28 protein-coding genes are annotated in these 25,118 nt (G+C 67.4%); 14 read left to right on the top strand and 14 right to left on the bottom strand.

What is annotated here, in order from left to right; translation table 11 throughout:
* Positions 1–62: 62 nt before the first annotated feature.
* From E6G92_11735 to ribA, 3 genes are all read left to right on the top strand, one after another.
* Positions 63–692, top strand: a complete 630-nt coding sequence (locus E6G92_11735) for an outer membrane lipoprotein carrier protein LolA (GenBank protein ID TMJ20382.1) — start codon at positions 63–65, stop codon at positions 690–692.
* 221 nt (positions 693–913) lie between these two features.
* Positions 914–1,708: an exodeoxyribonuclease III gene (locus tag E6G92_11740; protein ID TMJ20383.1), complete on the top strand. Its 795-nt coding sequence runs from the start codon at positions 914–916 to the stop codon at positions 1,706–1,708.
* The gene (gene ribA, locus E6G92_11745) at positions 1,705–2,751 is read left to right on the top strand and encodes a GTP cyclohydrolase II (protein TMJ20384.1); all 1,047 of its coding nucleotides are present in this window, start codon (positions 1,705–1,707) and stop codon (positions 2,749–2,751) included. Before E6G92_11740 ends, ribA begins: the two co-directional genes overlap by 4 nt.
* Here the strand turns inward: ribA and E6G92_11750 are convergent.
* Together E6G92_11750 and E6G92_11755 are read right to left on the bottom strand one after the other, a co-directional pair.
* Positions 2,748–3,410, bottom strand: coding sequence for an HAD family phosphatase (locus E6G92_11750; GenBank protein ID TMJ20385.1), 663 nt, complete (start codon positions 3,408–3,410; stop codon positions 2,748–2,750). The two genes, ribA and E6G92_11750, sit on opposite strands and share 4 nt — an antisense overlap.
* Positions 3,407–4,066: a YggS family pyridoxal phosphate-dependent enzyme gene (locus tag E6G92_11755; protein TMJ20386.1), complete on the bottom strand. Its 660-nt coding sequence runs from the start codon at positions 4,064–4,066 to the stop codon at positions 3,407–3,409. Before E6G92_11755 ends, E6G92_11750 begins: the two co-directional genes overlap by 4 nt.
* A gap of 22 nt (positions 4,067–4,088) precedes the next feature.
* Here E6G92_11755 and E6G92_11760 point away from each other — a divergent pair, with 22 nt between their 5' ends.
* Positions 4,089–4,610, top strand: coding sequence for a thiamine phosphate synthase (locus tag E6G92_11760; GenBank protein ID TMJ20387.1), 522 nt, complete (start codon positions 4,089–4,091; stop codon positions 4,608–4,610).
* A gap of 4 nt (positions 4,611–4,614) precedes the next feature.
* On the opposite strand, the gene E6G92_11765 is transcribed toward E6G92_11760, so the two are convergent.
* Positions 4,615–5,298, bottom strand: coding sequence for a hypothetical protein (locus E6G92_11765; protein ID TMJ20388.1), 684 nt, complete (start codon positions 5,296–5,298; stop codon positions 4,615–4,617).
* Positions 5,299–5,581: 283 nt separating this feature from the next.
* Between E6G92_11765 and E6G92_11770 the strand changes: the two genes are divergently transcribed.
* The 4 genes from E6G92_11770 to holA are packed head-to-tail and all read left to right on the top strand — an operon-like array spanning position 5,582 to position 10,083.
* Positions 5,582–6,043, top strand: coding sequence for a DUF3576 domain-containing protein (locus tag E6G92_11770; GenBank protein ID TMJ20389.1), 462 nt, complete (start codon positions 5,582–5,584; stop codon positions 6,041–6,043).
* A gap of 22 nt (positions 6,044–6,065) precedes the next feature.
* A complete protein-coding gene (locus tag E6G92_11775) occupies positions 6,066–8,567 on the top strand; it encodes a leucine--tRNA ligase (GenBank protein ID TMJ20390.1) in 2,502 nt (833 codons plus the stop codon).
* Entirely contained in the window at positions 8,564–9,064 is a 501-nt protein-coding gene (locus E6G92_11780) for a hypothetical protein (GenBank protein ID TMJ20391.1), read from the top strand. Before E6G92_11775 ends, E6G92_11780 begins: the two co-directional genes overlap by 4 nt.
* Positions 9,061–10,083 (top strand): DNA polymerase III subunit delta, encoded by a 1,023-nt coding sequence (holA, locus tag E6G92_11785; GenBank protein TMJ20392.1) that lies wholly within the window; start codon positions 9,061–9,063, stop codon positions 10,081–10,083. Before E6G92_11780 ends, holA begins: the two co-directional genes overlap by 4 nt.
* 283 nt (positions 10,084–10,366) lie before the next feature.
* Here holA and E6G92_11790 read toward each other — a convergent pair whose 3' ends face one another.
* The 6 genes from E6G92_11790 to E6G92_11815 form a co-directional block, all read right to left on the bottom strand.
* The gene (locus E6G92_11790; GenBank protein TMJ20393.1) at positions 10,367–11,260 is read right to left on the bottom strand and encodes a ParB/RepB/Spo0J family partition protein; all 894 of its coding nucleotides are present in this window, start codon (positions 11,258–11,260) and stop codon (positions 10,367–10,369) included.
* On the bottom strand, positions 11,257–12,042 hold the full coding sequence (locus E6G92_11795) for a ParA family protein (protein TMJ20394.1): 786 nt from the start codon (positions 12,040–12,042) through the stop codon (positions 11,257–11,259). The genes E6G92_11790 and E6G92_11795 overlap by 4 nt, the downstream gene beginning before the upstream one ends.
* Positions 12,039–12,680, bottom strand: a complete 642-nt coding sequence (locus E6G92_11800; protein ID TMJ20395.1) for a 16S rRNA (guanine(527)-N(7))-methyltransferase RsmG — start codon at positions 12,678–12,680, stop codon at positions 12,039–12,041. The genes E6G92_11795 and E6G92_11800 overlap by 4 nt, the downstream gene beginning before the upstream one ends.
* Positions 12,677–14,479, bottom strand: coding sequence for a tRNA uridine-5-carboxymethylaminomethyl(34) synthesis enzyme MnmG (gene mnmG / locus E6G92_11805; GenBank protein ID TMJ20396.1), 1,803 nt, complete (start codon positions 14,477–14,479; stop codon positions 12,677–12,679). The genes E6G92_11800 and mnmG overlap by 4 nt, the downstream gene beginning before the upstream one ends.
* A 63-nt stretch (positions 14,480–14,542) precedes the next feature.
* On the bottom strand, positions 14,543–15,823 hold the full coding sequence (mnmE, locus tag E6G92_11810) for a tRNA uridine-5-carboxymethylaminomethyl(34) synthesis GTPase MnmE (GenBank protein TMJ20812.1): 1,281 nt from the start codon (positions 15,821–15,823) through the stop codon (positions 14,543–14,545).
* Complete coding sequence (locus E6G92_11815; protein ID TMJ20397.1) at positions 15,820–16,056, bottom strand: hypothetical protein; 237 nt, start codon at positions 16,054–16,056, stop codon at positions 15,820–15,822. Before E6G92_11815 ends, mnmE begins: the two co-directional genes overlap by 4 nt.
* 76 nt (positions 16,057–16,132) lie before the next feature.
* On the opposite strand from E6G92_11815, the gene E6G92_11820 reads away from it, so the two are divergent.
* Both E6G92_11820 and E6G92_11825 read left to right on the top strand, forming a co-directional pair.
* Positions 16,133–16,831 carry a dienelactone hydrolase family protein gene (locus tag E6G92_11820; protein ID TMJ20398.1) on the top strand — a complete coding sequence of 233 codons (699 nt, stop codon included), beginning with the start codon at positions 16,133–16,135 and terminating at the stop codon, positions 16,829–16,831.
* On the top strand, positions 16,832–17,803 hold the full coding sequence (locus tag E6G92_11825) for a quinone oxidoreductase (protein TMJ20399.1): 972 nt from the start codon (positions 16,832–16,834) through the stop codon (positions 17,801–17,803).
* Here E6G92_11825 and E6G92_11830 read toward each other — a convergent pair whose 3' ends face one another.
* The 5 genes from E6G92_11830 to E6G92_11850 form a co-directional block, all read right to left on the bottom strand.
* On the bottom strand, positions 17,804–18,451 hold the full coding sequence (locus tag E6G92_11830; protein ID TMJ20400.1) for a YjbE family putative metal transport protein: 648 nt from the start codon (positions 18,449–18,451) through the stop codon (positions 17,804–17,806).
* Positions 18,452–18,461: 10 nt separating this feature from the next.
* A complete protein-coding gene (locus tag E6G92_11835) occupies positions 18,462–19,109 on the bottom strand; it encodes a YjbE family putative metal transport protein (GenBank protein ID TMJ20401.1) in 648 nt (215 codons plus the stop codon).
* Between the two features lie 16 nt (positions 19,110–19,125).
* Positions 19,126–20,382 carry a transcription termination factor Rho gene (gene rho / locus E6G92_11840; GenBank protein TMJ20402.1) on the bottom strand — a complete coding sequence of 419 codons (1,257 nt, stop codon included), beginning with the start codon at positions 20,380–20,382 and terminating at the stop codon, positions 19,126–19,128.
* 147 nt (positions 20,383–20,529) lie between these two features.
* Positions 20,530–20,964, bottom strand: a complete 435-nt coding sequence (locus tag E6G92_11845; GenBank protein TMJ20813.1) for a CopD family protein — start codon at positions 20,962–20,964, stop codon at positions 20,530–20,532.
* Between the two features lie 17 nt (positions 20,965–20,981).
* Positions 20,982–22,205 (bottom strand): uroporphyrinogen decarboxylase, encoded by a 1,224-nt coding sequence (locus E6G92_11850; GenBank protein TMJ20403.1) that lies wholly within the window; start codon positions 22,203–22,205, stop codon positions 20,982–20,984.
* A gap of 116 nt (positions 22,206–22,321) precedes the next feature.
* Between E6G92_11850 and E6G92_11855 the strand changes: the two genes are divergently transcribed.
* Genes E6G92_11855 through E6G92_11870 form a run of 4 tightly spaced genes read left to right on the top strand, consistent with a single transcriptional unit; the run spans position 22,322 to position 25,114 of the window.
* Positions 22,322–23,143, top strand: coding sequence for a kinase/pyrophosphorylase (locus tag E6G92_11855; protein TMJ20404.1), 822 nt, complete (start codon positions 22,322–22,324; stop codon positions 23,141–23,143).
* Positions 23,110–23,733, top strand: coding sequence for a Maf-like protein (locus E6G92_11860; GenBank protein TMJ20405.1), 624 nt, complete (start codon positions 23,110–23,112; stop codon positions 23,731–23,733). The genes E6G92_11855 and E6G92_11860 overlap by 34 nt, the downstream gene beginning before the upstream one ends.
* Positions 23,733–24,524 (top strand): shikimate dehydrogenase, encoded by a 792-nt coding sequence (aroE, locus tag E6G92_11865; protein ID TMJ20406.1) that lies wholly within the window; start codon positions 23,733–23,735, stop codon positions 24,522–24,524. Before E6G92_11860 ends, aroE begins: the two co-directional genes overlap by 1 nt.
* Positions 24,521–25,114, top strand: coding sequence for a dephospho-CoA kinase (locus tag E6G92_11870; protein ID TMJ20407.1), 594 nt, complete (start codon positions 24,521–24,523; stop codon positions 25,112–25,114). Before aroE ends, E6G92_11870 begins: the two co-directional genes overlap by 4 nt.
* Positions 25,115–25,118: the final 4 nt, after the last annotated feature.

Here is a 25,118-nt window from a genome sequence, read left to right on the forward strand (position 1 = left end):
CACTGGACATTCAAGCGGCAAGCGACATATCGCCCGCCATCCCCGCCCGAGAAGGATAGTTCATGCTGCGTCTTCGCGCCCTCGCCCTCGCGACCCTTCCCGCGACCCTCGCCGTCGCCGCGCCGGTCGCGCTCCACGCGCAGGCGGCCCCGGCCGGCCTGGCTCAGGTCCAGGCCCATTTGCGCGCGGTCAACACGATGACCGCCAACTTCAGCCAGAGCGACCGCCAGGGCCGGACCCTCGCGGGCACGCTGACCATCCGCCGTCCAGGCCGCGTCCGCTTCGATTACGGCCGCACCGCCAACATCCTGATCGTCGGCGACGGCAACGCGCTGACCTTCATCGACTATGACGTCGGGCAGCGCCAGCGCTGGCCGATCAACGATTCCCCGCTCTCCGTCCTGCTCAACCCCAATCAGGACCTCGCCCGCTACGCGCATGTGGTGCAGAACGACGCGCAGGTGCTGATGATCGAGGCCCGCGATCCGCGGCGCCGCGAGTTCGGAACGATCAGCATCGCCTTTGCCAAGGTCGCCAGCGCTCCGGCCGGCCTGATGCTCCAGGGGTGGAACATGCGCGACGCGCAGAACCACCTGACGACGGTTCGGCTCTCCAACCAGCGCTTCAACGTGCCGGTCGCCGACAGCGCCTTCACCTACCGCAACCCGACGCGGCGCGGCCCGCGCGGTTAATCCTCGTTCATCGGCGCGACAGGTCGCCGGGCATAGAATCAGCCTGCAATTGCCGGTTGCGGGGCGGGTTTTCCCCCTGTTGCTCGTGTCGCAACCGCGCAATTGACCTCGCGTAGCAACGCTTGGTGGGCCTCCGCTCCACGCCCCCGGAGCGGGGGCCCTTCATGCCTTCGCGCCCTGCCGAATCGACAGCCAAACAACCTGCCGCTAAGCCCGCCGCAATGTCCTCCTCTCTGAAAATCGCCTCATGGAACATCAATTCGGTCCGCGCGCGCGTCGAGATCGTCGAGAAGTTCCTGACCCAGGAGGCGCCCGACATCCTCTGCCTGCAGGAAACCAAGGTCCGCGATTCCGAATTCCCGGAGGGACTGTTCCGCCGCCTCGGCTATGATCAGATCATCATATGCGGCCAGCCGATGCACCACGGCGTCGCCATCGTCTCCAGGTTGCCGATGCGCGAGGACGACCGGCACGACTGGCAGGACAATGGCGAGGCGCGCCATGTCGGCGTGCGCCTCGATTGCGGGATCCGGCTGGAAAACGTCTACATCCCGGCCGGCGGGGACGTTCCGGACCGCGCGGTCAACCCGAAATTCGGCCAGAAGCTCGATTTCATCGGCCGGATGACGCGCTGGTCCGAGGGCGTGCGCTGCCCGACCATCGTCGTCGGCGACTTCAACGTCGCGCCGCTCGAATGCGACGTGTGGAGCCACAAGCAGCTGATCAATGTCGTCAGCCACACGCCGATCGAGGTCGAAGCGCTGACGGGCCTGCAGGCGAGCAACGACTGGGTCGACCTGGGCCGCCACTTCCATCCGGCCCCGCAGCGTCTCCATACCTGGTGGAGCTACCGCTCGCCGGACTGGACGAAGAACGACCGCGGCCGCCGGCTCGACCATATGTGGGCGACCGCCGACGTCGCCGCCCTGGCTTCCGCGCACAAGGTCTACGAACCCTGCCGCAACTGGACGCGGCCGTCCGACCACGTGCCGCTGATGACGGAATTCGCTCTTTGAGCGGCGCGCGGGATGTCGCCCGCGCGATCGACGCGCTCCGGCGCGGCTGGCCGGTGGCGGTCGGCGAAATCTCGTTCCTCGCCGTCGAGACGGCCGACGAGGAAGGCCTTGCCGAATTCGACGGCGACACGCCCTCCGGCCTGCTCATCGCCGGCAATCGCGCCGCGACCCTGAAGCTCACCAACCAGCGCGAAGCTCTGCCGACGGAGCCCGTGCTGATCGTCCGCGCGCCCTGGATCGATCTCGCCGCCGCAATCGCCGTCGCCGATCCGGCGCTCGACCTCGCATACCCGCTCAAGGGCCCGTTCAAGACCGCGCCGCTCTGCTCGCCGCCGACCGCCGAGGCGGCGATGCGCCTTGCCCGCCTCGCCGGCCTGCTCCCCGCGCTGTTCACGCGCCGCGACGCGCCCGCCGAGATGCGCGTCGCGGCGGATGACGTCATGACGTTCGGGTCGGGCGCGGACCTCAGGATCGTCTCGCGTGCCCGCCTGCCCAGCCGCTTCGCCGAGAAGGCCGAGATCGTCGCCTTCCGCTCGGACGGCGACACCGCCGAGCATGTCGCGCTCATCGTCGGCGACCCGGCCGGAGAGCCGCCGCTGGTCCGGGTCCATTCCGAATGCCTCACCGGCGACGCGCTCGGCAGCCTGAAATGCGATTGCGGACCCCAACTGAGCGCCGCGCTCGAGGCCATCGCCGCTTCGGGCTGGGGCATCCTGCTCTACCTCCGCCAGGAAGGCCGGAGCATCGGCCTGGTCAACAAGCTGCGCGCCTATGCGCTGCAGGACCAGGGCTTCGACACGGTCGACGCGAACCTGCGCCTCGGCTTCGCCGACGACGAGCGCGATTTCTCGGTCGCCGCCCGCATGCTCGAGAAACTCGGCCAGCCGCGCATCCGCCTGCTCACCAACAATCCGCGCAAGGCCGAAGCGCTGGAGCGGCTCGGCATCGCCGTCGTCGAACGCGTCCCGCTTAGAATCGGCGAGAGCGAGCACAACCGCGCCTACCTCGCCACCAAGCGTGATCGGAGCGGGCACCAGCTCTAGCGAAGAAGCCGGGCGACCTCATCGAAGTCGTGGGCGATCATGGTTACGCCCAGCCCGCGCAGCCGCTCTTCATGGCCCTCCAGGCAATGACGCCCGGCGACCAGCCCGATCACCGTCGCCCCGCTCGCAAGCGCGCCTTCGACTCCGACCGGCGAATCCTCGATGATCGCGATGCGCTCGATCGGAACGCCCATCGCCGCGGCCGCGTGGAGATAGAGGTCGGGCGCCGGCTTGCCGCGCTCGACATGCTCGCGCCCCGAGAAGATCCTGCCTTCGAAAACCCCGGCGAGACCGAGATGGGCGAGGTGGCTCTCGATCCAGTGGGTAGAGCTCGACGAGCAGATCGCCTTGGGGAGATCGGCGGGCAGGCCCCGGATGAAGGCGACCGCGCCGGCAACCTCCTCCAATCCCTCGGCGATGGCCCGGGCATCCTCTTCGGCGCGGGCGTCGTGAAAGTCGCCCGGCAGGTCGCCGCCGATCCAGCGTTCGATCGCGCCGAGGAAGTCGCGGCCCGCCAGCCCCATGAACTCGCGCATCGAATCCTCGACGCTGGTCGGATAGCCGCGCTCGGTCAGGTAATCGGCGATCTGCTTGTTGCCCGCCCATTCGCTCTCGAGGAGGACGCCGTCGAAATCGAAAATGAGCGCGTCGAATTTCAAGCGTTACGCTCGCCGAACAAAGCCGTGCCGACGCGCACATGGGTCGCGCCGCACATTATGGCGGTCTCGAAATCGGCCGACATGCCCATGGACAGGCCTTTGAGGCCATGACGCCGCGCCAGCTTGGCGAGCAGGGCGAAATAGGGCGCCGCCTCGACGCCCTCGGGCGGGATCGCCATCAGGCCGAGGACGCGCAGCCCTTTCCCCCGGGCCGCATCGAGCAGGCCCGGCAGCTCCGCCACTGTGCAACCGCCCTTTTGCGGCTCGTCGCCGATATTGACCTGGATGAAGCAATCCGGCCCGCGGCCGAGCTTGGCGACCGCCTTGGCCAAGGCTTCCACCAGCGAGGGACGGTCGATCGAGTGGATCGCGTCGAACAAAGCCGCCGCGTCTTCCGCCTTGTTCGATTGGAGCCGGCCGATCAGGTGGAGGCGCAGATCGCCCCGCCGCGCCCTCAGCGCCGGCCACTTCTCCTGGGCCTCCTGGACCCGGTTCTCGCCAAAGACGCTTTGCCCCTCGGCGATGAGCCCCTCGATCGCCTCGGCGCCTTGAGTCTTCGATACGGCGATGAGGGTCACGTCGCCCGCCGGGCGCCCGGCGCGCTGCTCCGCGGCGGCGATCCGGCTCCTGATCTCTTCCAGCGGGGAAAGCGCCATGGCCTATGCTATAGGAAGGGCGATGCGCCCCCGCCACCCTCTGCCGCGCCTCTGGCTGATGACCGACGAACGGCAGGGCGACCGGCTGGCCGACGCGGTCGAGCGCCTGCCCGAGGACGGCGGGATCGTCTTTCGCCATTACGGTCTTATCGAAGTCGCGCGGCGCAACTTGTTCGATGCGGTGCGGGCCGCGCATCCCGGCCTGCTGTTGCTCGCCGGACCGGCCACGCTCGCGGAAAGCTGGGGCGCCGACGGAAGCCACGGCCGAGGCCCTGGGCGCGGCCTGAGGAGCGCCCCCGTCCACAATTATGCGGAGCTACGCGCCGCCGAGCGCGACGGAGCCGCCCTCGTCTTCCTCTCGCCGGTCTATCCCACGCGAAGTCACCCCGACGCGAAGGCGCTCGGCCTCGCCCGCTTCGCCTGGCTCGCCCGCCGAACGCCGCTGCCGGTGATCGCGCTCGGCGGCATGAATCGAAGGCGCGGACGAAGGCTCGCCTCGTTCGGCGCTTACGGCTGGGCGGGAATAGACGCCTGGAGCGCCTGAGGCGCTAGAAGCGGAACGCGGTCCCGACGTAGACGGCCTGGCTGTCGCGGCGGCCGACCGGGGCCAGCGGCTCGAGCCGGTCGCGGGCGATTCGGTAGCGTGCGCCTGCGGTGACGTCGACGTTGCGGGCGATCGAGAAGGCGCCGCCGACGTCGAGCTGATAGGCCTGGTCCTCGGAGAGGATGCGTTGCGTGCCCTCCGCCCGTTCGGCGGCGACCGCGACTCGGCCGGTGATCCGGCGGGTGGCGCGGTAGCTCATGCCGACTTCGGCCGATTCGCGGGTGCCGGCGATCAGGCCGGCATCGGCCTGGGCCACGTCGCCGGTGATGGCGAAGCGCCGCCACCCCAGGGAAACCCCGAGATTGTAGGAGCTCGGCGTGATCGCGGTGACCGCGGAGGCCGAGGTCGGCCCCGCGTCGCGCTGCGCGGCCGCCATGCTGTTCGTCTGGCCGCGGATCGCGACCTGGATGCCGCGCTGGCGCTCGCGCCCCGCGGTCGCCGCCGGGGTCAGGCGGAAATCGCCGCCCAGGCTGGTGCCCCGGCGGGCCAGGGCCGCTGCGAGTCGCGGATCGGAAACGGCCGGCGTGAAGGCGCCGACCGGGCGGCTTGCGCTCGCCACGGCGGCTGGGCGATTACCCTTGGTTCTCTGGGTGGTGGTCGCGAATGCGGGCGCGATGAGCAGCGCCATCGCGATCAGCGATGCGCTTGCCGTCGTGCCTAGGGCCCGCACTTTGTTCAAACGACCTTTCTCCCCTCTTGACCGGGACTTAGTATGAGTCAGTGGCGAATCCCAGCGAAGCCGGTCCTCCCGCACCTGAATCTCTCCCTCTGTTGCAACATTCCCACAATAAGGGTTTCCCCTGAACCGCCGGTTGCCCGGACCCACCCCCGGCGGCGCTCAAGAGGGCGCTTGCCGGGGACGCGGCGATACCTATAACGGCAAGCGCCCCTTTCGTTTCCAAGGATCCCATATGGCTCGCCTAATTTCCCTCGGCCTGGCCGCCGTTGTCGCCGTCTCCCTGCCGGCCTGTTCGTCGCTCGAATTCGGCCGGCCGCGCGGAAGCGCCACGACTTCCGAGCGCAGCGACATCGCCGCCAGCCAGGTGACGACGATCGGCGTCAACGCCTATCTCTGGCGCGCCGCGCTCGACACGCTCTCTTTCGCGCCGTTCGCGCAGACCGATTCCAACGGCGGCGTGATCGTCACCGACTGGTACGTCAACGCCGAAAACCCCTCCGAGCGGGTCAAGCTGACCGCCGTGATCCTCGACCGCGACCTGCGCGCCGACGCGCTTCGGGTCACCGGGGCGCGGCAGACGCTGCAGAACGGCCAGTGGATCGACGCTCCGCTGGCCGCGGCGACCGTCCAGCGGATCGAGGAGATCATCCTCACCAGAGCGCGCGACCTGCGCCGCGCCGCGATCGCGGGCTAGGCAACCGGAGTAAGCGTTCGCGATGGCATCGCGCTTCAATCCTCTCAAAGCCGATGCCCATTGGCAAAAAGTGTGGGACGATGCGGGCAGCTTCCGCGCGTCCGACGCGAGCGATCGTCCCAAGGCCTATATCCTGGAGATGTTCCCCTATCCGTCGGGACGCATCCACATGGGGCACGTCCGCAATTACACGATGGGGGACGTGCTCGCGCGCTATCGGCGAATGAACGGTTTCGAGGTGCTCCACCCGATGGGCTGGGACGCCTTCGGTATGCCGGCCGAAAATGCGGCGATGGAGCGCAAGGTTCATCCGGGCGAATGGACCTGGTCGAACATCGCGACGATGAAGGCGCAGCTGAAGAGGCTCGGCTTCGCGCTCGACTGGAGCCGGGAGATCGCGACCTGCGATCCCGCTTATTACGGGCATGAGCAGGCGCTGTTCGTCGATCTGTTCGAGGCGGGGCTCGTCTATCGCAAGGAAAGCGAGGTCAATTGGGACCCGGTCGATATGACCGTGCTCGCCAACGAACAGGTGATCGACGGACGCGGCTGGCGCTCCGGCGCGCTCGTGGAGCGGCGCAAATTGAGCCAGTGGTTCCTGAAGATCACCGATTTCGCCGAGGAGCTGCTCGACGGCCTGGCGACGCTCGACCAGTGGCCGGACAAGGTCCGGCTGATGCAGGAGAATTGGATCGGCAAGAGCCGGGGCATGAAGTTCCGGTTCGCGGTCGAGCCGGCCGAGCGCGGCGCCATCAAGTCGGTCGAGGTGTTCACCACCCGGCCCGACACGATCTTCGGCGCCAGCTTCGTCGCCGTCTCGCCCGACCACCCGCTCGCGCAGGAATATGCCGCCCGCTCGCCCGAGGTGGCCGCCTTCATCGAACGTTGCAAGCAGGGCGGAACGACGGCGGCCGAGCTGGAGACGGCGGAAAAGCTCGGCCTGGAGATCGGCGAGGCCTATCACCCGCTCGATCCGGATTGGGAGCTGCCGGTCTTCATCGCCAATTTCGTGCTGATGGATTACGGCACCGGAGCCATTTTCGGCGTGCCCGCGCACGACCAGCGCGATTTCGAATTCGCGACCAAATACGGCCTGGAGATCCGGCGCGTGGTTGCGGCGAGCGCCGAGCAGGCAGACAAGCCGGTCGTGGGCGAGGCGGAAAGCGGCGACGGCATTTTGGTCAACTCGCGCTTCCTGGATGGCAGGACCGTGGAGAGCGCCAAGGCGGCGGTGATCGAGCGCGCCGAGGCCGAGGGCTGGGGCGAGGGAACGACGGTCTGGCGGCTGCGCGACTGGGGCGTCTCGCGCCAGCGCTATTGGGGCACGCCGATCCCGATCGTCCACTGCGCGAAATGCGGCGCCGTGCCGGTCCCGAAGCGGCAGCTTCCGGTCGTGTTGCCCGATGACGTCAGCTTCGACATCCCGGGCAACCCGCTGGAGCGCCACCCGATCTGGGCGAAAGTCGCCTGCCCGAGCTGCGGCGGCGAGGCTCGGCGAGAGACCGACACGCTCGATACGTTCGTCGATTCCTCCTGGTATTTCATGCGCTTCGCCAGCCAGCCCGAGGACAGGCCGTTCGACAAGGCCGTCGCCGGGCGCTGGCTTCCGGTCGATCAGTATATCGGGGGCGTCGAGCATGCGATCCTGCATTTGCTCTACGCCCGCTTCTGGACGCGCGCTTTGCAGCGGATCGGGATGATCGACGTGGCCGAACCGTTCCGCGGCCTTTTCACCCAGGGCATGGTCACCCACCGCACCTATCAGGACGAGGCCGGAAACTGGCTTCTGCCCGAGGAAGCCGAGGCGGCGATGCAGGCCGGCAAGGCGGTGACTCCGGGCCGGGTCGAGAAGATGTCTAAGTCCAGGCGCAACACGGTCGATCCCGAGCCGATCGTCGACCAATACGGCGCCGACGCGGTGCGCTGGTTCATGCTGTCCGATTCGCCCCCCGAGCGCGACCTCGAATGGAGCGAGGCGGGGATCGAGGGCGCCTGGCGCTTCATCCAGAGGCTGTGGCGAATTTCCGAAACGCGCGAGGGCGCCGAAGGCGAGGACAAGGCGCTCGATCGCAAGCTCCACCAGACCATCGCCGCAGTCGGCGCGAACATCGAATCGCTCGCCTTCAACAAGGCGGTCGCCAATATCTACGAGCTCGCCAACGCCATCGAAAAGGCGCCCCCCAGCGCCTCGCGAACCGGCGCTGCCGAGGCATTGATCCGCCTCGTCGCGCCGATGGTCCCGCATGTGGCCGAAGAGGCCTGGGCGGCGGCCGGCCGGGTAGGCCTGATCGCCGACGCGCCCTGGCCGAAGGCCGATCCGGCGCTGCTCGTCGAGGACGAGGTGACGATCGCGATCCAGGTCAACGGGAAGCTGCGCGACACGCTGACCGCCCCCAAGGGCGCGCCGAAGGAGGCGCTCGAGGAGATGGCGCTCGGCTCCGAGAAGGTCGCCAGGATCCTCGAGGGCAAGCCGCCGCGCAAGGTGATCGTCGTTCCCGACCGGCTGGTGAACCTCGTCGCGTGAACGGCCGCGCCGCCCTCGCTCTCCTTTTGCTTGCGCTGGCGGGATGCACGCTCCGCCCGCTCTACGCGGGCGGCGCTTCCGGCGCCGTCGTCCAGACGTTGCGCGGCGTGCAGGTGGCGCCCATCGCCGGGCGCGGCGGCTGGCTGGTGCGCACGGCGCTCGAGGACCGGCTCGGGCGCGGCGAAGGCCAACCGGTCTACCGGCTGGAGGTCGAGCTCAGCGACGACATTACCGGCTTCGGCATCCGCTCCGACAATGCCGTGACCCGCGAGCGGCGAACCTTGCGCGCGCGCTACCGGCTGGTCGAGGCCGAACGCGGGACGGTGGTCCTCGACGCCACCGCGGGCTCGGACGCCGGCATCGACGTCGTCTCCAGCGAATATGCCACGGTCGCGGCCGAACAGACCGCGCTCGAGCGGCTGTCGGTCGAGATCGCCGACCAGATCGTCGCCCGGATCGCGCTTTTCGCCCAGCGGGGCGGCGCCGGCGGCCGGTGAAGGCGAACGCCGCCCAGATCGCCAAGGCGCTCAAGGCTCCCGCCGAGACCCGCTTCTTCCTTCTGCACGGGCCGGACGAGGCCGGGAGCCGGGCGATGGTCAAGGCGCTGGCCGCCGCCGTCGGCGCCGATGCCGAGCGGATCGATCTCAGCGGCGCCGATCTCAGGGCCGATCCGGCGCGATTGGCCGATGAGGCCGCCTCCATCTCGATGTTCGGCGGCGCTCGCTGGATCCTCGTCGAACAGGCCGGCGACGAGATCGTCCCGGCGCTGGAGGCGCTGATCGAGGCGCCGGCCGCCGGAAACCCGGTCGCCATCGTCGCCGGCCCGCTCAAGCCCGCCTCGAAGCTGCTCAAGCTCGCTCTGGCCTCGTCCGATGCGCTGGCCCACGCCTCCTACGTCCCCGACGGGGAGCATGCGTGGAAGCTGGTTCCGGAGCTCGCCCGCGTCCAGGGCCTGACCGTGCGCGCCGACGTCGCCCAGCGCATCTTCGATTCGAGCGGCGGCAACCGCGCGATCGCCGAGCAGGAGCTCGCCAAGTTCGCGCTCTATCTCGACGCCTCGCCGGCGGCTCCCGCCACGCTCGACCACGACATCATCGACGCACTCGGCGCCGCCGCGGACGAGGGCGACCTCGGACGGCTGGCCGACAGCGCGATCGGCGGCGACGCGGCGGCGTTGGAGAGCGAGCTTGCGCGGCTGCACACTATGGGGATGGAGGGCGTCACGCTGATCCGCGCCTTGCTCCGAAGAATGGCGCTGCTGGCGCGCCTCCGGGCCGAAGTCGATTCCGGCCGAAGCCCGGGCGCAGTCATGGCGTCATCGGGCAAGTCGATCTTTTTCAAGGAGAAGGACCGGATCGAGGCGCAGCTCAGGCGCTGGCCCTCCGATCTTCTGGCCAAGGCGATCGCCCGCCTCGCCGAGGCCGAGCGGCAGGTGAAGAGCTCCGGCGGAGTCGGCCCGATCGCCGCCGACGTGGAATTGTTCGCCGTCTGCCGACAGGCGGCTCGGCTGCGGTAGAGCCCGTACTCAATTGGCCCGGGCGGTTTTCGTTTGATTCACAGAGTCATCCCGGCGAAGGCGCACCCCGCAAAGTAGTACTTTGCGGGGACCCCGAAGGCCGGGACCCATGAACACGGTCTTCGAGGTGAAGCGCGATCGCCGCCGGGAGCCTCTCGACCACTTCGGTTCATGGGCCCCGGCTTTCGCCGGGGTGACTCCCCCTGAGTTGCAGCGACACCCGACTTCCTGATTGAGTCCGGATCCTAGTTCCGCCGGGCCACGTGCCCCGCACGCGCCCCGACTAAAACTTGTCGCCGGAAAGCCGCTGGCAGATCATGTCGAGCTGGTCGAGGCTCGAATAGGCGAGCGCGACTATGCCTCCCTGCGGGCTGTGCCGGATCGCGACCTTGAGGCCGAGCATGTCGCCGAGCTGCCGCTCTAGCGCGGCAATGTCGGTGTCGCTGCCCTTATATTCGATCGGCGCTTGGCGCGGCTTCTTCGCCTTGCCGGCGCGGGCCAGCTTCTCCGCCTCGCGCACGGAAAGGCCGCGGCGCACGATCTCTTCGGCCAGGGCCTCGGGATTCTTGGCGGTGATCAGTGCGCGCGCATGGCCCATGCTCAGCTGCCCGGTGCCGACCATGATCTGCACGCTGGCAGGAAGATCGAGCAATCTCAACAGGTTGGCGACATGGCTGCGCGACTTGTGGACGATCCGGCCGAGCTCTTCCTGGGTGTGCCCGTAATCCGCGACCAGCCGCTGATAGGCCTGTGCCTCCTCGATCGCGTTGAGGTCCTGGCGCTGGATATTCTCGATCAGCGCGATCTCGAGCGTTTCTTCGTCCGAGAAGTCCCGGACGATCGCCGGAAGCTCGTGCAGCTGCGCCCGCTGGGCGGCCCGCCAGCGGCGTTCGCCGGCGACGATCTGGAAGCGGTGGCCGTGCGGGCGGACGACGATCGGCTGGATCACGCCGCGGGCCTGGATCGATTCGGCGAGCTCGGCGAGCGCCTCTTCCTGGAAGATTCGCCGCGGCTGGCCCGGGTGCGGCTCGATGCTCGCCACCGGGATCATCTGCACCGAACCCTGCGCATTCTCGCCGCCGCGCACGGGCGCCTCCACGGCGACCTCCCCGAGCAGCGAAGAGAGGCCGCGCCCGAGGCCCGAGGGGCGCTTTCTCGCAGGCAGGGGGTCGCTCATGCCGCTTCCTTCTCCTTCTTGGGCAGGCGGGCGATCAGTTCGCGGGCCAGCGCCATATAGGCTTCGGAGCCCGGGCAGCGATGATCGTAGATCAGCGCGGGCACGCCATGGCTCGGCGCTTCGGAGAGCCGGACGTTGCGCGGGATGACCGTGTCGAACACCACCTTGCCGAGACAGGCCCGAACGTCCTCCGCCACCTGTGAGGAAAGGTTGTTGCGCTTGTCGTACATGGTCAGCGCCACTCCAAGGATCGAGAGCTCCGGATTGAACCGTGCGCGGATCCGCTCGACCGTCTGCAGCAACTGGCTAAGCCCTTCGAGCGCGAAGAATTCGGCCTGGAGCGGGACGAGGATCGAATTGGCGGCGATCAGGGCGTTGACCGTGAGAAGGCCGAGCGACGGCGGGCAATCGATCAGGCATACATCCCAGCGCAGGTCGGCCGAGCCGTCCAGCGCGGTGTCCAAACGGTGGGTTCTTCCTTGTAATTCAATGAGTTCGATCTCCGCGCCGGAAAGATCGACGGTTGCCGGGATGACGTCCAGACGGGGGATCGAGGTCGGCACGACCGCCTGCTCGATCGTGCACCGCCCGGTAAGCAATTCGTAGCTCGAGCTGCCGCGCTCGGCTTGGCCGATGCCCATGCCGGTGGAAGCGTTGCCCTGCGGATCGAGATCGATCAGCAGCACTCGGCTTCCCGTCGCTGCCAGCGCAGTCGCGAGGTTGATCGCCGTGGTGGTCTTCCCCACGCCGCCCTTCTGATTGGCAACCGCGATCCGGATCACTTGGGCTTCTTCCTTCCAGCCTTGCGCCGAACGCCCTCGGCAATGATGATCTGCGCGTCGGCATCGGTCACGCTCGGTTCGAGCCGGAAGCTACCCTGCCACGACGGATCGAGCGCCGCCAGTTCGGACTCGGCGTTTATGCCCTTTGGAAGCAGCCAGATGCTCTTATTTGTGGAAAATCCTGTGCCCAACTCGAGCAGGCGGCCCAGCGGCGCGAAGGCGCGAGCGCTGATGACGTCGAACGGACGGGGCGCAATGCGTTCCGCCTTCGCCGCGACCACCTCGACTCGGACGCCCAGCGCTTCGGCGGTTCGGCTCAGGAATCCGGCGCGAAGCCGGCGTTCCTCCACCAAGGTGACGGGTCCTTGATGCAGCAGGGCGGCAATCATGCCCGGAAAGCCCGCCCCGGTGCCCAAATCGAGCCAGGTCGAATCCCGGGCGGGAACGAATCGCAGCAACTGCGCCGAGTCCGCTATGTGCCGAAGCCACATATGGCCAACGCTGGCTCGGGCAACGAGGTTCTGGCGCTCATTTTCCTCCCGCACGAGCGCCGCGAACCGGTCGAGGCGCGCCATTGTTTCACGTGGAACATCCAACGCCGATTCGACCCAGGCGCGAGCCTCTTCTTCGCTCTTCATGCAGCCCGACGCCGTGCATGGACCAATATCGCCGCCAGGGCCGCAGGCGTGACCCCGCGGACGCGCGAAGCCGCCCCAAGAGTGCTCGGCCGCGCGGCGGAAAGCCGCTCGACCATCTCATTGGAAAGGCCGGGTAAGGCCGAATAGTCCAGCTGGGCAGGCAGGCACACCGCATCGTCCGCCCGCACCCGGTCGATCTCGGCCTGCTGGCGCGCGACATAGGGCGCGTAGCGATGGTCCTGAATCGCTTCCTCCAGGAGCTGCGGCGGCACTCCGGCGAGCTCCGGCTCTACAGCGATCAGCGTCTCGGCGCCGGTCTCGGGAGAACGCAGCCTGTCCGCAAGGCGGCCGTTCTCGCGGCTGCGGCAAAGAATATTTTCGACGCGCGTGCGCGCGGCGCGCCACTCATCGAAATGCCTCCTGCGCGTCTGGGAGACGCAACCGGCGGCGATCGCCTTGGGAGTCAGCCTGGCGGGGGCATTGTCGGCGCGGAGGCGCAGCCGGTATTCGGCGCGGGCGGTGAGCATCCGATAAGGTTCGGTGACGCCCTGCAATACGAGATCGTCGACCATCACGCCGATGTAGGAATCCTCGCGATCGAACAGCACCGCCGGACGATCGCCTGCCCGGGCGGCGGCGTTGAGACCGGCCACCAGCCCCTGGGCCGCGGCCTCCTCGTAGCCGGTGGTGCCGTTGATCTGGCCCGCGAGATAGAGACCGTCCACGTCGCGCACGGAAAGGTCGGGCCCCAGAATGCGCGGGTCGACATAGTCATATTCGACCGCGTAGCCCGCCTGCAGGATCTCGGCCTGCTCCAGACCCGCCATCGTTCGGACCATGGCCAGTTGCACATCCTCGGGCAGCGAGGTCGAAATGCCGTTTGGGTAGATGGCCGGATCGTCCAGCCCCTCCGGCTCCAGAAAGACTTGGTGGCCGTCGCGATCGGCGAAGCGGTGAACCTTATCCTCGATCGACGGGCAGTAGCGCGGGCCGACGCCACTAATCTCGCCGGCGAAGAGCGGAGAGCGATCGAGATTGGCGCGGATGATGTCGTGGGTCCGGCTGTTGGTGCGGGTGATCGCGCAAAACAGCTGAGGGAGAACGCGCCCTTCGCTCACCGGGGACATCGTCCAACTCTCGCGGTCCGAGTCCTGCCGCTCTAGGCCCGACCAGTCGATCGTCCGGCCGTCGAGGCGAGGCGGGGTCCCGGTCTTCAGCCGGGCGAGCGGCAGGCCGAGCGCCCGAAGCTGCCCCGCCAGCGCGGTCGCCGCGCGCTCGCCGACGCGTCCTCCCGCGCGCGCGGACATTCCGAAATGGAGCTTGCCGCCGAGGAAAGTGCCGGTCGCCAGAACGACCGCTCGCGCGGAAAGACTTCGGCCGTTGGCCAGCGCGAGGCCCTCGACCCGCCGTCCGCGAAGCTGAAGCGCGGCGGCCTCTCCCTCGACGATCGTCAGGCCGTCCTGGGCATCGAGCAGAGCGTGGATCGCCTCCTTGTAGCGCTTGCGGTCGGCCTGGACTCGCGGACCGCGCACGGCCGCGCCCTTGCTGGCGTTGAGCATCCGATAGTGGATTGCCGCCTGATCGGAGGCGCGGGCGATCAGCCCGTCGAACGCGTCAACCTCGCGGATCAGATGGCCCTTGCCGAGGCCGCCCATTGCCGGGTTGCACGACATGGCGCCGATCTGCGAGCGGCTGAAGCTGACCAGCCCGACCGACGCGCCCATCCGGGCCGCCGCGGCCGCAGCCTCGGTGCCGGCATGGCCTCCGCCGACGACGATGATGTCGAAATCGCACTTCACGACCGCGCCTTAAAAGAAATTGCCGGCGCGATCCACCGCCTGTCGATGTTCCACGTGGAACATTCACTTGCCGATGCAAAACCGTCCAAATAACGCGTCTAACATGTCTTCCACGCCGGCCGCGCCAGTGATCCGATCGGCTGCCGCGCGGGCGCCGCGCAGCCCCTCGGCCGCGATCAACAGGTCGTCGCTGCCCGCATCCGCGATTCCGGCCAGCATGTCTTCCACGGCCGTCCGATGCCGGGCGTTGAGCGCAATCTCCCCTTCCCTCGGAAGCAAGGCCCGCGCTTCCTCGACCAGAACGTCGATCAAACGGTCCAAGCCCTCGCCGGTCGGTGCTGACAACCGAAGTCCCGGCTCGCGCACCGCCGCCCCGAGGTCGGCCTTGGAATGGATCTGAATCGCGTTGACGGGCCTCTCCGCGGGGGGACCAAGCCACAACAGGATGTCGGCGGCCTCGAGCGACAGGCGCGCGCGGTCGATGCCGATGGCCTCGATCGCATCCGCCGGCTCGCGGAGACCGGCCGTGTCGATAAAGAGGAACGCGACCCCACGAATGGCCGCCGGCACTTCGATCACGTCGCGCGTCGTGCCGGGCAAGGCCGTGACTATGGCCGCGTCCCGCGCCACCAACGCATTGAGCAAGCTGGATTTTCCGGCATTCGGCGGCCCGGCGACAACCACCCGGATCCCGTCCTTCAGCCGCTCCGCCGGCGGGCGCGCCAGCCAGTTCGCAAGCTCCTGCCGAAGCGTCCCGAGACGCTCGTCGAAATCGGCGGCGAGCGGACGGACATCGTCCTCGTCGGAAAAGTCGAGCGCCGCCTCGACCTCCGCGGCCAATCCAAGCAGGCGCTCCTGCCAGCGCTGGACCTCCCGGCTAAGCGCTCCCCCCGCAAGCCTCATGGCCGCGCGGCGCTGCGTCTCTGTTTCCGCCTCGAGCAGATCGGCGAGGCCCTCGGCCTCGGCCAAGTCGATTCGCCCATGTTCGAACGCGCGCCGAGTGAACTCTCCCGGGACAGCCTCCCGCAAGCCGGGAATCTCCTTCAGCGCGGCCAGCACGCCCGTCACGACCGCTCGTCCGCCGTGGAGATGGAGCTCGGCGACATCTTCGCCGGTTGCGCTCGCTGGGCCGGGAAAACGAATAATCAGCGCCTTATCAAGAACTTCGCCATTGTGCCTGAGCGTCGCCAGCCGCGTCCTGCGCGGCTCCGGAAGCGCCCCCGCCAAATCGGCGAGCGCTGCATCCGCGCGAGGCCCGCTGATGCGCACAACCGCCACCGCGGCGGGCGGCGCGCCCGAGGACAGGGCGTAGATGGTATCCGCGCTGGTTCCGCAATCGCTCAGCGGTCGCCCTTCGCGCCCGCCTGGCCGAGCATCTGCCGCCACATCGCCATGCCGGCCTCGTTCATCGGCCCCCACGCCTTCATCATCTCGGCCATGCCGTCGGCGGCGGCGCCGTCGACAAGGGCGGCTTTCATTCGCTCGATATAGGCCTCGTGCACGGGCGTAAGATCCGGAAGCCCCAGGAAACGCCGCGCTTCCTCCGGTGTGCAATCGACGTCGACGCTGACTTTCATCGGCTCTCTCCCTCTCGCACCTTTTGGGCTAACGGCTCTATGGCTATAGCCGCCGCTCACGCAAGTGGAGGATCACATGCCCAACATAGCGATCGACACGCTGGGCGGCGACGGCGCGTTCGGCGCCTGGCTGGCCGAGCCTGAAGGAAGCCCGCGCGGCGCCGTGGTCGTCATCCAGGAGATTTTCGGGGTCAACGAGGGCATCCGCCGCAAGTGCGAGCATTGGGCGGCCCTCGGCTATGTCGCGCTGGCGCCCGACCTGTTCTGGCGGCTCGAGCCGGGCGTCGAGCTCGATCCCGACCAGCCCGAGCAGTTTCAGCAGGCGCTCGGCCTGATGCAGAAATTCAATCAGGACAATGGGATAAGAGATATCGAGGCAAGCATTCGAGCGGCTCGGGCGCGGCTGCCCGAAGGCGGCAAAGTGGGCTGCGTCGGCTATTGCCTCGGCGGCCGGCTCGCCTTCATGACGTCAGCGCGAACCGACATCGACGCCTCGGTCGGCTATTATGGAGTCGGCCTCGAGGGGCTGATGAGCGAGAAGCACGCCATCGCCCGCCCGCTCATGCTCCACATCGCCGGCGCCGACCATTTCGTGACTCCCGACAAGCAGGCGATGATCCACGACGGTCTGGACGACCATCCGAAAGTTACCCTCTACGATTATCCGGGCGAGGATCACGGATTCGCCGCCGAGATGGGCAAGAGGCGCAGCGGCAACGCCGCGATGCTCGCCGACAGCCGCACCGAAGCCTTCTTCGCCGAGCATATCGGCTAGATGGAGCGCTACCGCCTTGTCTTTCGCCGCACCGGCGGGCCCGAGGTGATCGATCGCGAGCCGCTCGGTGCGCTCACGCCGGGTCCGGGCGAGGTGCTGATCCGCCACGAGGCGATCGGCCTCAACTTCATCGACACCTACCACCGCTCCGGCCTCTATCCGCTGGCGCTCCCCTCCGGCCTCGGCAGCGAGGCCGCCGGGATCGTCGAGCAGGCCGGCGACAAGAGCGGATTCGCACCGGGAGAGCGGGTCGCCTACGCGCTTGCGCCGCCCGGTGCCTACGCCACGCACCGCCTGATCGCGGCCGAGCGGCTGGTTCGGCTGCCGGACGGCATCGATGCCGAAATCGCCGCAGCCGCGATGCTGAAGGGCTGCACGGCCGAGATGCTGATCGAACGTTGCGCCAAGGTGCAGCCGGGCGACTGGGTCCTGGTCCACGCCGCCGCCGGCGGAGTCGGGTCGATCCTTGTGCCGTGGCTGAAGGCGATCGGCGCCAGCGTGATCGCCCATGCCGGGTCGCAGGAGAAGGCGCGAATCGCCGCCGATCTGGGTGCCGATCACGCCCTTTCCTGTACTTTCGACGAGCTCGCGGCCCAGGTGAAGGCCGTCAGCGCCCACGGCGTCGCCTGCGTCTTCGACGGCATCGGCGCGGCGAGCTGGGCGGCCTCGATGGCTTGCCTGAGACGGCGCGGACTGATGATCAGCTTCGGCAATGCCTCGGGCCCGGTGCCGCCGCTGAGCCCGCTTGAGCTGGCGCGCGGCGGGTCGCTGTTCCTGACCCGGCCGACGCTGGCCGACTATGTCGCCGATCCGGCGGAGTTGCAGGCTTCGGCGGCGCGCCTGTTCGCGATGATCGGATCGGGCGCGGTGCCGATTCGAATCGGCGCCCGCTTCCCGCTCGCCGATGCCGCCGAAGCGCACCGCGCGCTCGAGGCGCGCCAGACCACGGGATCGACCCTGCTGATCCCCTGATCAGATTGGAAGATAGTGGAGCACGCCGACCTCGCGGTCGACGACGCCGTCGTAGATCATCCGCCCGGCGACCCAGACGATGACCGCGAGCCCGATCCAGGCAATCCAGCGGTAGCGATCGATATATTTGGCGATGTAGTTGGCCGCGACGCCCATCAGGGCGACGGACATGATCAGGCCGCCAACGAGCACCCAGGGGTGCTCGCGCGCCGCGCCGGCGACCGCAAGCACGTTGTCGAGACTCATCGACACGTCGGCCAGGGCTACCGCCCAGGCGGCCGCGGCGAAGCTCTTCGCCTTGCGGATGCCGGAACGCTCGTCGCCCTCGATCTCGCCCGCCCCGGACGACTGGCCGTCGTGCCTGAGCTCGCGGAACATCTTCCAGGCGACCCAGAGCAGCAGCAGGCCCCCGGCGAGAATGAGGCCGATGACCTGGAGCAGCTGGGTCACCAGCAGCGCGAACAGGATGCGCAGGACCAGCGCCGCGGCGATGCCGATCAGGATGACCTTCTTGCGCTGAGCGTCGGGGAGGCCGGCGGCGAGCGCTCCGACGACCACCGCATTGTCGCCGGCGAGGACGAGATCGATCAGCAACACCTCGGTGAGAGCGGCGAAACCGCCAGTCGTCAGCAGCGCCGCCAGGTCCATCGAAAGGGTCTCAGATCAACAGGTGCAGGATGCCGTAATGCTCGTCCACCACGCCGTCATAGACCATCCGCAGCGAGACGTAGAGGATCATGAGCAGGCCGCCCCAGGCGATCCAGCGGTAGCGCTGGACGAGCTTGGCGACGAGGTTGGCGGCGAGGCCCATCAGGCTCACCGACAAAGCGAGGCCGATGAACAGGACCGCGGGATGGTCCCGCGCCGTCGCAGCCACCGCCAGCACGTTGTCGAGGCTCATCGACAGATCCGCGAGCGTGACCTGGATCGCCGCTTGGAGGAAGGACTTGCTGCGGGGCGGGCCCTCGATCGCCGGAGTGTCGGGATCGTCGACCGCCCCGGGCGGCGGAGCGTGCCTGAGCTCGCGGTACATGTTGTAGGCGACCCACAGCAGCAGCAGCCCCCCGGCCAGGACCAGGCCCGTGAAATGGAGCAGCCTTGTGGCGATGAGCGCGAAGGCGATTAGGAAGACCAGCGCCATGCCGACGCCGAGCATGATCACCCGCTTGCGCTCTTTCTCGGGAAGCCCAGAGGTCAGCGTGCCCATGATCACGACGTTGTCGCCGGCCATGGTGAGGTCGATCAGCACCACCTGGCCCAGAGTGACAAGGCCGGCGGTGGTGAAAATGTCGGCGAAATTGAACATCGCGCCGCGAGCCCCGCTACTGGTTCATCGAGGCGAAGAAATCCTCGTTGGTCTTGGAATCCTTCATCTTGTCGAGCAGGAACTGCATCGCGTCGACGGTTCCCATCTGCATCAGGATCCGGCGCAGCACCCACATCTTGGAAAGCTTGGCCTGGTCGACGAGCAATTCCTCCTTGCGGGTGCCGGACTTGCCCACGTCGAGCGAGGGGAAGATGCGCTTGTCGCTGACCTTGCGGTCGAGCACGATCTCCGAATTGCCGGTGCCCTTGAACTCCTCGAAGATGACCTCGTCCATCTTGGAGCCGGTGTCGATTAGGGCGGTGGCGATGATCGAGAGCGAGCCGCCCTCCTCGATGTTGCGCGCCGCTCCGAAGAAGCGCTTCGGCCGCTGCAGCGCGTTGGCGTCGACGCCGCCGGTCAGCACCTTGCCCGAGCTCGGCACGACGGTGTTGTAGGCGCGGCCGAGGCGGGTGATGGAATCGAGCAGGATCACGACGTCCTTCTTGTGCTCGACGAGGCGCTTCGCCTTCTCGATCACCATCTCGGCGACCTGGACGTGGCGGCTGGCCGGTTCGTCGAAGGTCGAGGAGATGACCTCGCCCTTCACCGAGCGCTGCATGTCGGTCACTTCCTCGGGCCGCTCGTCGATCAGGAGGACGATCAGGAAGACTTCGGGATGGTTGTCGGTGATCGCCCGTGCGATGTTCTGGAGGAGCACCGTCTTGCCGGTGCGCGGCGGCGCCACGATCAGAGCGCGCTGGCCCTTGCCCTGCGGCGAGATGATGTCGATCACCCGCGCCGACTTGTCCTTGATCGTCGGATCGGCCGAATCGAGCGTCAGCTTCTCGTCCGGGTAGAGCGGCGTCAGATTGTCGAAATTGACCCTGTGGCGGACGGCGTCGGGATCGTCGTAATTGACCTGGGAGACGCGCACGAGGCTGAAATAGCGCTCGCCCTCCTTGGGACCGCGGATCTCGCCTTCGACCGTGTCGCCGGTCCTCAGGCCGAACTTGCGGACCTGATTGGGCGAGACGTAGATATCGTCCGGGCCGGCCAGATAGTTGGAATCGGCCGAGCGCAGGAAGCCGAAGCCGTCCTGCAGAACCTCGATCGTGCCCATGCCCATGATCTCGCCGCCTTGGTCGGCGCGGACCTTGAGGATCGAGAACATCAGCTCCTGCTTGCGCAGCGTCGAGGCGCCTTCGATGCCGAGCTCCTCGGCCATCGCCACCAGCTCCGCCGGGGTCTTTTGCTTGAGATCGTTCAGATGCATTTTGGGAAACTCTTGGAATACGGATTCCGGGCGTCGAAGCTCGGAACGATTGGAAAATGTGGTGCTTGAACACCCGCGCGGACGGCAGGAGCAACGACTGAGGCCGCCCTATGCTCCGCCCTTGGCCGAGTCAAGCAAGCGCAAGGCTCAAAACGGCTTCACGATCACCAGCACGACGATCAGCACGACCGCGATCCCGGGCACCTCGTTCATGATCCTCAGCGCCCGCCCGCTGACGGGGCGAAGGCCCTGCTCCAGCTTCTTGCCGTAATCGATCATCCAGCCGTGATAGCCGGATAAAGCGATCACGATCGCGAACTTGGCGAGGAACCAATATTGGGTCCAGGCCTGGATCGTCCAGGCGAGCAGAAGGCCGAACGTCCAGACGAGGATCATCGCCGGGGTGATGACGATCTTCCTCAGCTTCTTTTCGCGCTCGATCCAGCGCTGCTCCTCGTCCGAGCCGGGGGCCGATTCCTGGTGATAGACGTAGAATCGCGGAAGCATGAACAGTCCCGCGATCCAGAAGATCACGAAGATCAGATGGCCGGCCTTGAGCCATGCGTAGGTCACGATCAGGATCGATCCGACTTGAAAGGTCACCGGCGCACCAAAGCGAGCAGCTGCTCGACGTGGGTGATCGGCGTTTCCTTGATGATTCCGTGGCCGAGGTTGAAGACGTGCGGCCTCCCCGACAAGCTAGATAGGATGCGATCCACCGCGCTTTCAAGCGCAGCGCCGCCGGCGAGCAAGGCGAGTGGGTCGAGATTGCCTTGGACCGGAAGATCCGGCGGCAATTCTCGGGCCGCCCATTCGGGATCGATCGTCTCGTCGAGGCCCAGCGCATCGACGCCGGTCTCGCGCGCATAAGTGGCGAGCTTGGCCCCGGCGCCCTTGGGGAAGCCGATCAGCGGCGTTTCGGGATGGCGCTCCTTGAGCGCCGCGACGATCCGCGCCGTCGGGGCGATCACCCATTGTTCGAACTGCGCGGGGGCAAGGCTTCCGGACCACGAATCGAACAGCTGAACGGCATCGGCGCCGGCGCGGATCTGGCCGGACAGATAGTCGATCGTGACCTCGGCGATGGCCTCGATGATGGCTTCGAAGGCATTCGGATCGGCATAGGCATAGCCGCGCGCTTCGGCTTGGTCGCGGCTTCCCTGTCCCGCCACCATATAGGTCGCGACCGTCCACGGGCTGCCCGCGAAGCCCAGCAAAGTCGTTTCGGGCGCCAGCATCGCCTTGACGTTCTCCACAGTCCGATAAATCGGCTCGAGTCGCCTGGGAACGCGCTCCAGCGCGGTCAGCGCAGAGTCGATCAGCGGCGGTGAAAGGCGCGGTCCTTCGCCCGCCTCGAAGCGCAAATCCTGGCCGATCGCGTGGGGCACGATCAGGATATCGGAAAAAAGGATCGCCCCGTCGAAGCCGAAACGGCGCACCGGCTGGAGCGTGATCTCCGCCGCAGCTTGCGGATCGTATGCCAGCGCGAGGAAGCCCCCCTTTTCCGCCCGCAGCTTCCGATACTCGGGAAGGTAGCGCCCGGCCTGGCGCATCAGCCATATCGGAGGAACGCTTTGTTTTCCGCCCCTTAGGACGTTGAGAAGAGGCTTGGAGATATCGGGCGTCAAGGCGGGAAGCTCCGCTCCCTTATCTATTATATTAGATTCTAAGAGAGTCTGTTGAAGGTGATAGTAGGGAGATGAGCGGGGTTTATTGGCTCCCACGGATTTTGCCAACAGCTTGACGGCGCGAGACTCGCGGGTTTGCGCGGAGTCGCGCGCGCCTTCCCCGCAATTCACAGGCGCCGTGTGGGTTTTTTCCATTGTGCGCGCCGCTGTGGGCGAATCGATGCGCGACTCTGGACCAAAGCTTTCCTTGAGTTTGCCCCGAGCCTTCCGCTAGCGATTTCCCCATATTTTTCCACAGGGGCGCGGGGCGCGTGCAGCAGCTTCACCTGCATCTTCTCTCGGACTCGACCGGCGAGACGCTGGACATGGTCGCCAAGGCCTGTCTCGCCCAGTTCGACGGAGTCGAGGCGCTGCGCCACCTGTGGCCGATGGTGCGCTCCGAGGGCCATCTCGACCGCGTGCTGGACGATGTCGAGACCCGGCCGGGGCTGGTCCTCTACACCGTCGTCAATCCGACGATCAGGCGCGAGCTCGAGCGCAAATGCCGGCAGCGCAAGATCAACGCGGTCTCCGTCCTCGATCCGGTGATCGACGCTCTGGCGGCGGTCAGTGGGGAGGCTGCGAAAGGGCGCGCCGGCCGCCAGCACGCGCTCGACGCCGCTTATTTCGCCCGGGTCGACGCGATCCAGTTCACCATCGCCCATGACGACGGCATCGGATCGGAGAATTGGGAGGAAGCGGACATCGTCCTGGCGGGCGTGTCGCGAACGTCGAAGACACCGACGAGCATCTATCTCGCCAATCGCGGCTACAAGGTGGCGAACATTCCCTTGGTCCCTTCATCGCCGCCCCCCCCGAACCTCTTCCAGCTCAAGCATCCGCTCGTCGTCGGGCTCACGGCCAACCCCGAGCGGCTGATCGCCATCCGGCGCAACCGCCTGCTCTCGCTCAACCAGGCGCCGGAGACCGACTATGTCGACATGGAGGCGGTCAACGCCGAGCTCGCCTTCGCCCGCCGGATGTTCGCCGATCAGGGCTGGCCGGTGATCGACGTCACCCGTCGTTCGATCGAAGAAACCGCGGTGGCGATCATTCGGCTATGCACCGAGCGGCTCGAGGCGTCGCGGGCGTGAGGCTGCTTCTCGCATCGCAGAGCGAAACGCGCCGCAAGATGCTGGAGGCGGCCGGCGTGCCGTTCGAATGCGTCGCGGCGCCGCTCGACGAGGAGGAGGCCAAGGCCGGCCTCGCCGCCGCCGGCTTCGAGCCGCGCGACATGGCGGAGATGCTCGCCGAGATGAAGGCGAAGAGCGTGGTCGCGGCGGCCGATGCGCTGGTGATCGGCGCCGATCAGGTGCTGGAACTCGACGACGGCACGATGCTGAGCAAGCCCGCCTCGCGCGAAGAAGCGCACGAGCAACTGCGGCGCCTCGGCGGCGCTACCCATTATCTGCACAGCGCCGCGGCGATTGCCGAGAATGGCGAGCGGGTCTGGGGCGAAACCGAGAGCGTCGCGCTCGATGTTCGGCCGCTGAGCGAGGCCTTTCTAAAAGCCTATCTGGACGCGGAATATGAAGCGGTCCGCTGGAATGTCGGCGGCTACCGCGTCGAGGGGCCTGGGGCGCAGCTGTTCGATGAGATCGACGGCAGCCACTTCGCCGTCCTCGGTCTGCCGCTGCTTCCGTTGCTCGCCTATCTGCGCGAGCGCGGCGTGCTCAAAAGCTGATGGGCGTCCCTTATGCCGAGGTGATCGGCGATCCGATCGCCCATAGCAAGTCGCCGCTGATTCACAATTTCTGGTTGAAGGCGCTCGGCGTCGAGGGCGATTATCGCGCGACTCGGGTGACGGCGAACGAGTTGGACGATTATCTCGACGCGCGGCGCGCCGACCCGGATTGGCGGGGCTGCAACCTCACCATGCCGCTCAAGCAATGCGTGGTGAACCGGCTGGATACGGTTCATCGCCAAGCGCGACAGATCGGCGCGGTCAACGCGATCGGGCGGGGCGAGGATGGGCGGCTCCACGGCAGAAATACCGACGTTCACGGCGTTGCGCGCTGTCTGGACCACATCGCTTCTTCGGGCCTCACCGCCATCGTGATCGGCGCTGGCGGTGCCGCCAGAGCGGCAGCGTATATCCTGCGCACCTATTCGGCCGCTCACGTCACGGTGATCAACCGCTCGGTCGAACGCGGGCAAGAGCTGTTGCGCGATTTCCACCTCGCTGGCCGGGCCACGGACGAGACCCGGATTGCGGCGGCGGATCTGGTGATCAATGCCGCGCCGCTTTATGCCCCGTTCAGGCTGGACGCCCTGGATCCGGCCGCGGTGGTGTTCGATATGATTTATGATCCGGCCCAAGGAGCCCTGCTGGCCGAAGCCAGGCGCCGCGGATTGCGGGCGGTGGATGGTCTGACCATGCTTGTTCACCAGGCGGCCGAGGCTTTCTCGGTCTTCTTCAAGCGCTATCCGCCAGCCGGGCGAAGCGAGGAGTTGCGGGCCTTGCTGGAATCATGATCGTCCTCGGTCTCACCGGTTCGATCGGCATGGGCAAGTCGACCGTAGCGAAGATGTTCGCGGACGAGGGGGTTTCGGTTTTCGATGCCGATGCGGCGGTGCATCGGCTGCAGGGATCCGAGGGTGCGCTCGTGGCCGAAATCGAGGCCGCTTTTCCAGGGACGACCGGTGACGAGGGGGTCAACCGGACCGCCCTGGCGGAGCGCGTGCTTGGGGAACCCGAAGAGCTGAAGCGGCTGGAGGCCTTGATCCATCCGGCGGTGGCGCGCGAGCGCGAGGCCTTCCTTGCCGCGCATGCCGAGGCTCCGGTGGTCGTGCTCGATATCCCGCTGCTGTTCGAGAAGGGCGCTGCAGAGCTGGTCGACAAGATCGCGGTGGTCTCAGCCGATGCTGAGACTCAGCGCTTACGCACCCTCGCCCGCCCGGGCATGACCGCCGAGAAATTCCTGCGCATCCTCGCCTACCAAATGCCCGACGCGGAAAAGCGCGCGCGTGCCGATTTCGTCATCCCGACCGATTGTTCTCTCGAAGAAACAAGGGCTTCGGTTCGGCGCATCATGGCTTGCCTTGCGGGCCCGGCGGATTCATAGGAAC

Source organism: Alphaproteobacteria bacterium (assembly GCA_005883305.1).
Lineage (GTDB): Bacteria > Pseudomonadota > Alphaproteobacteria > Sphingomonadales > Sphingomonadaceae > Allosphingosinicella.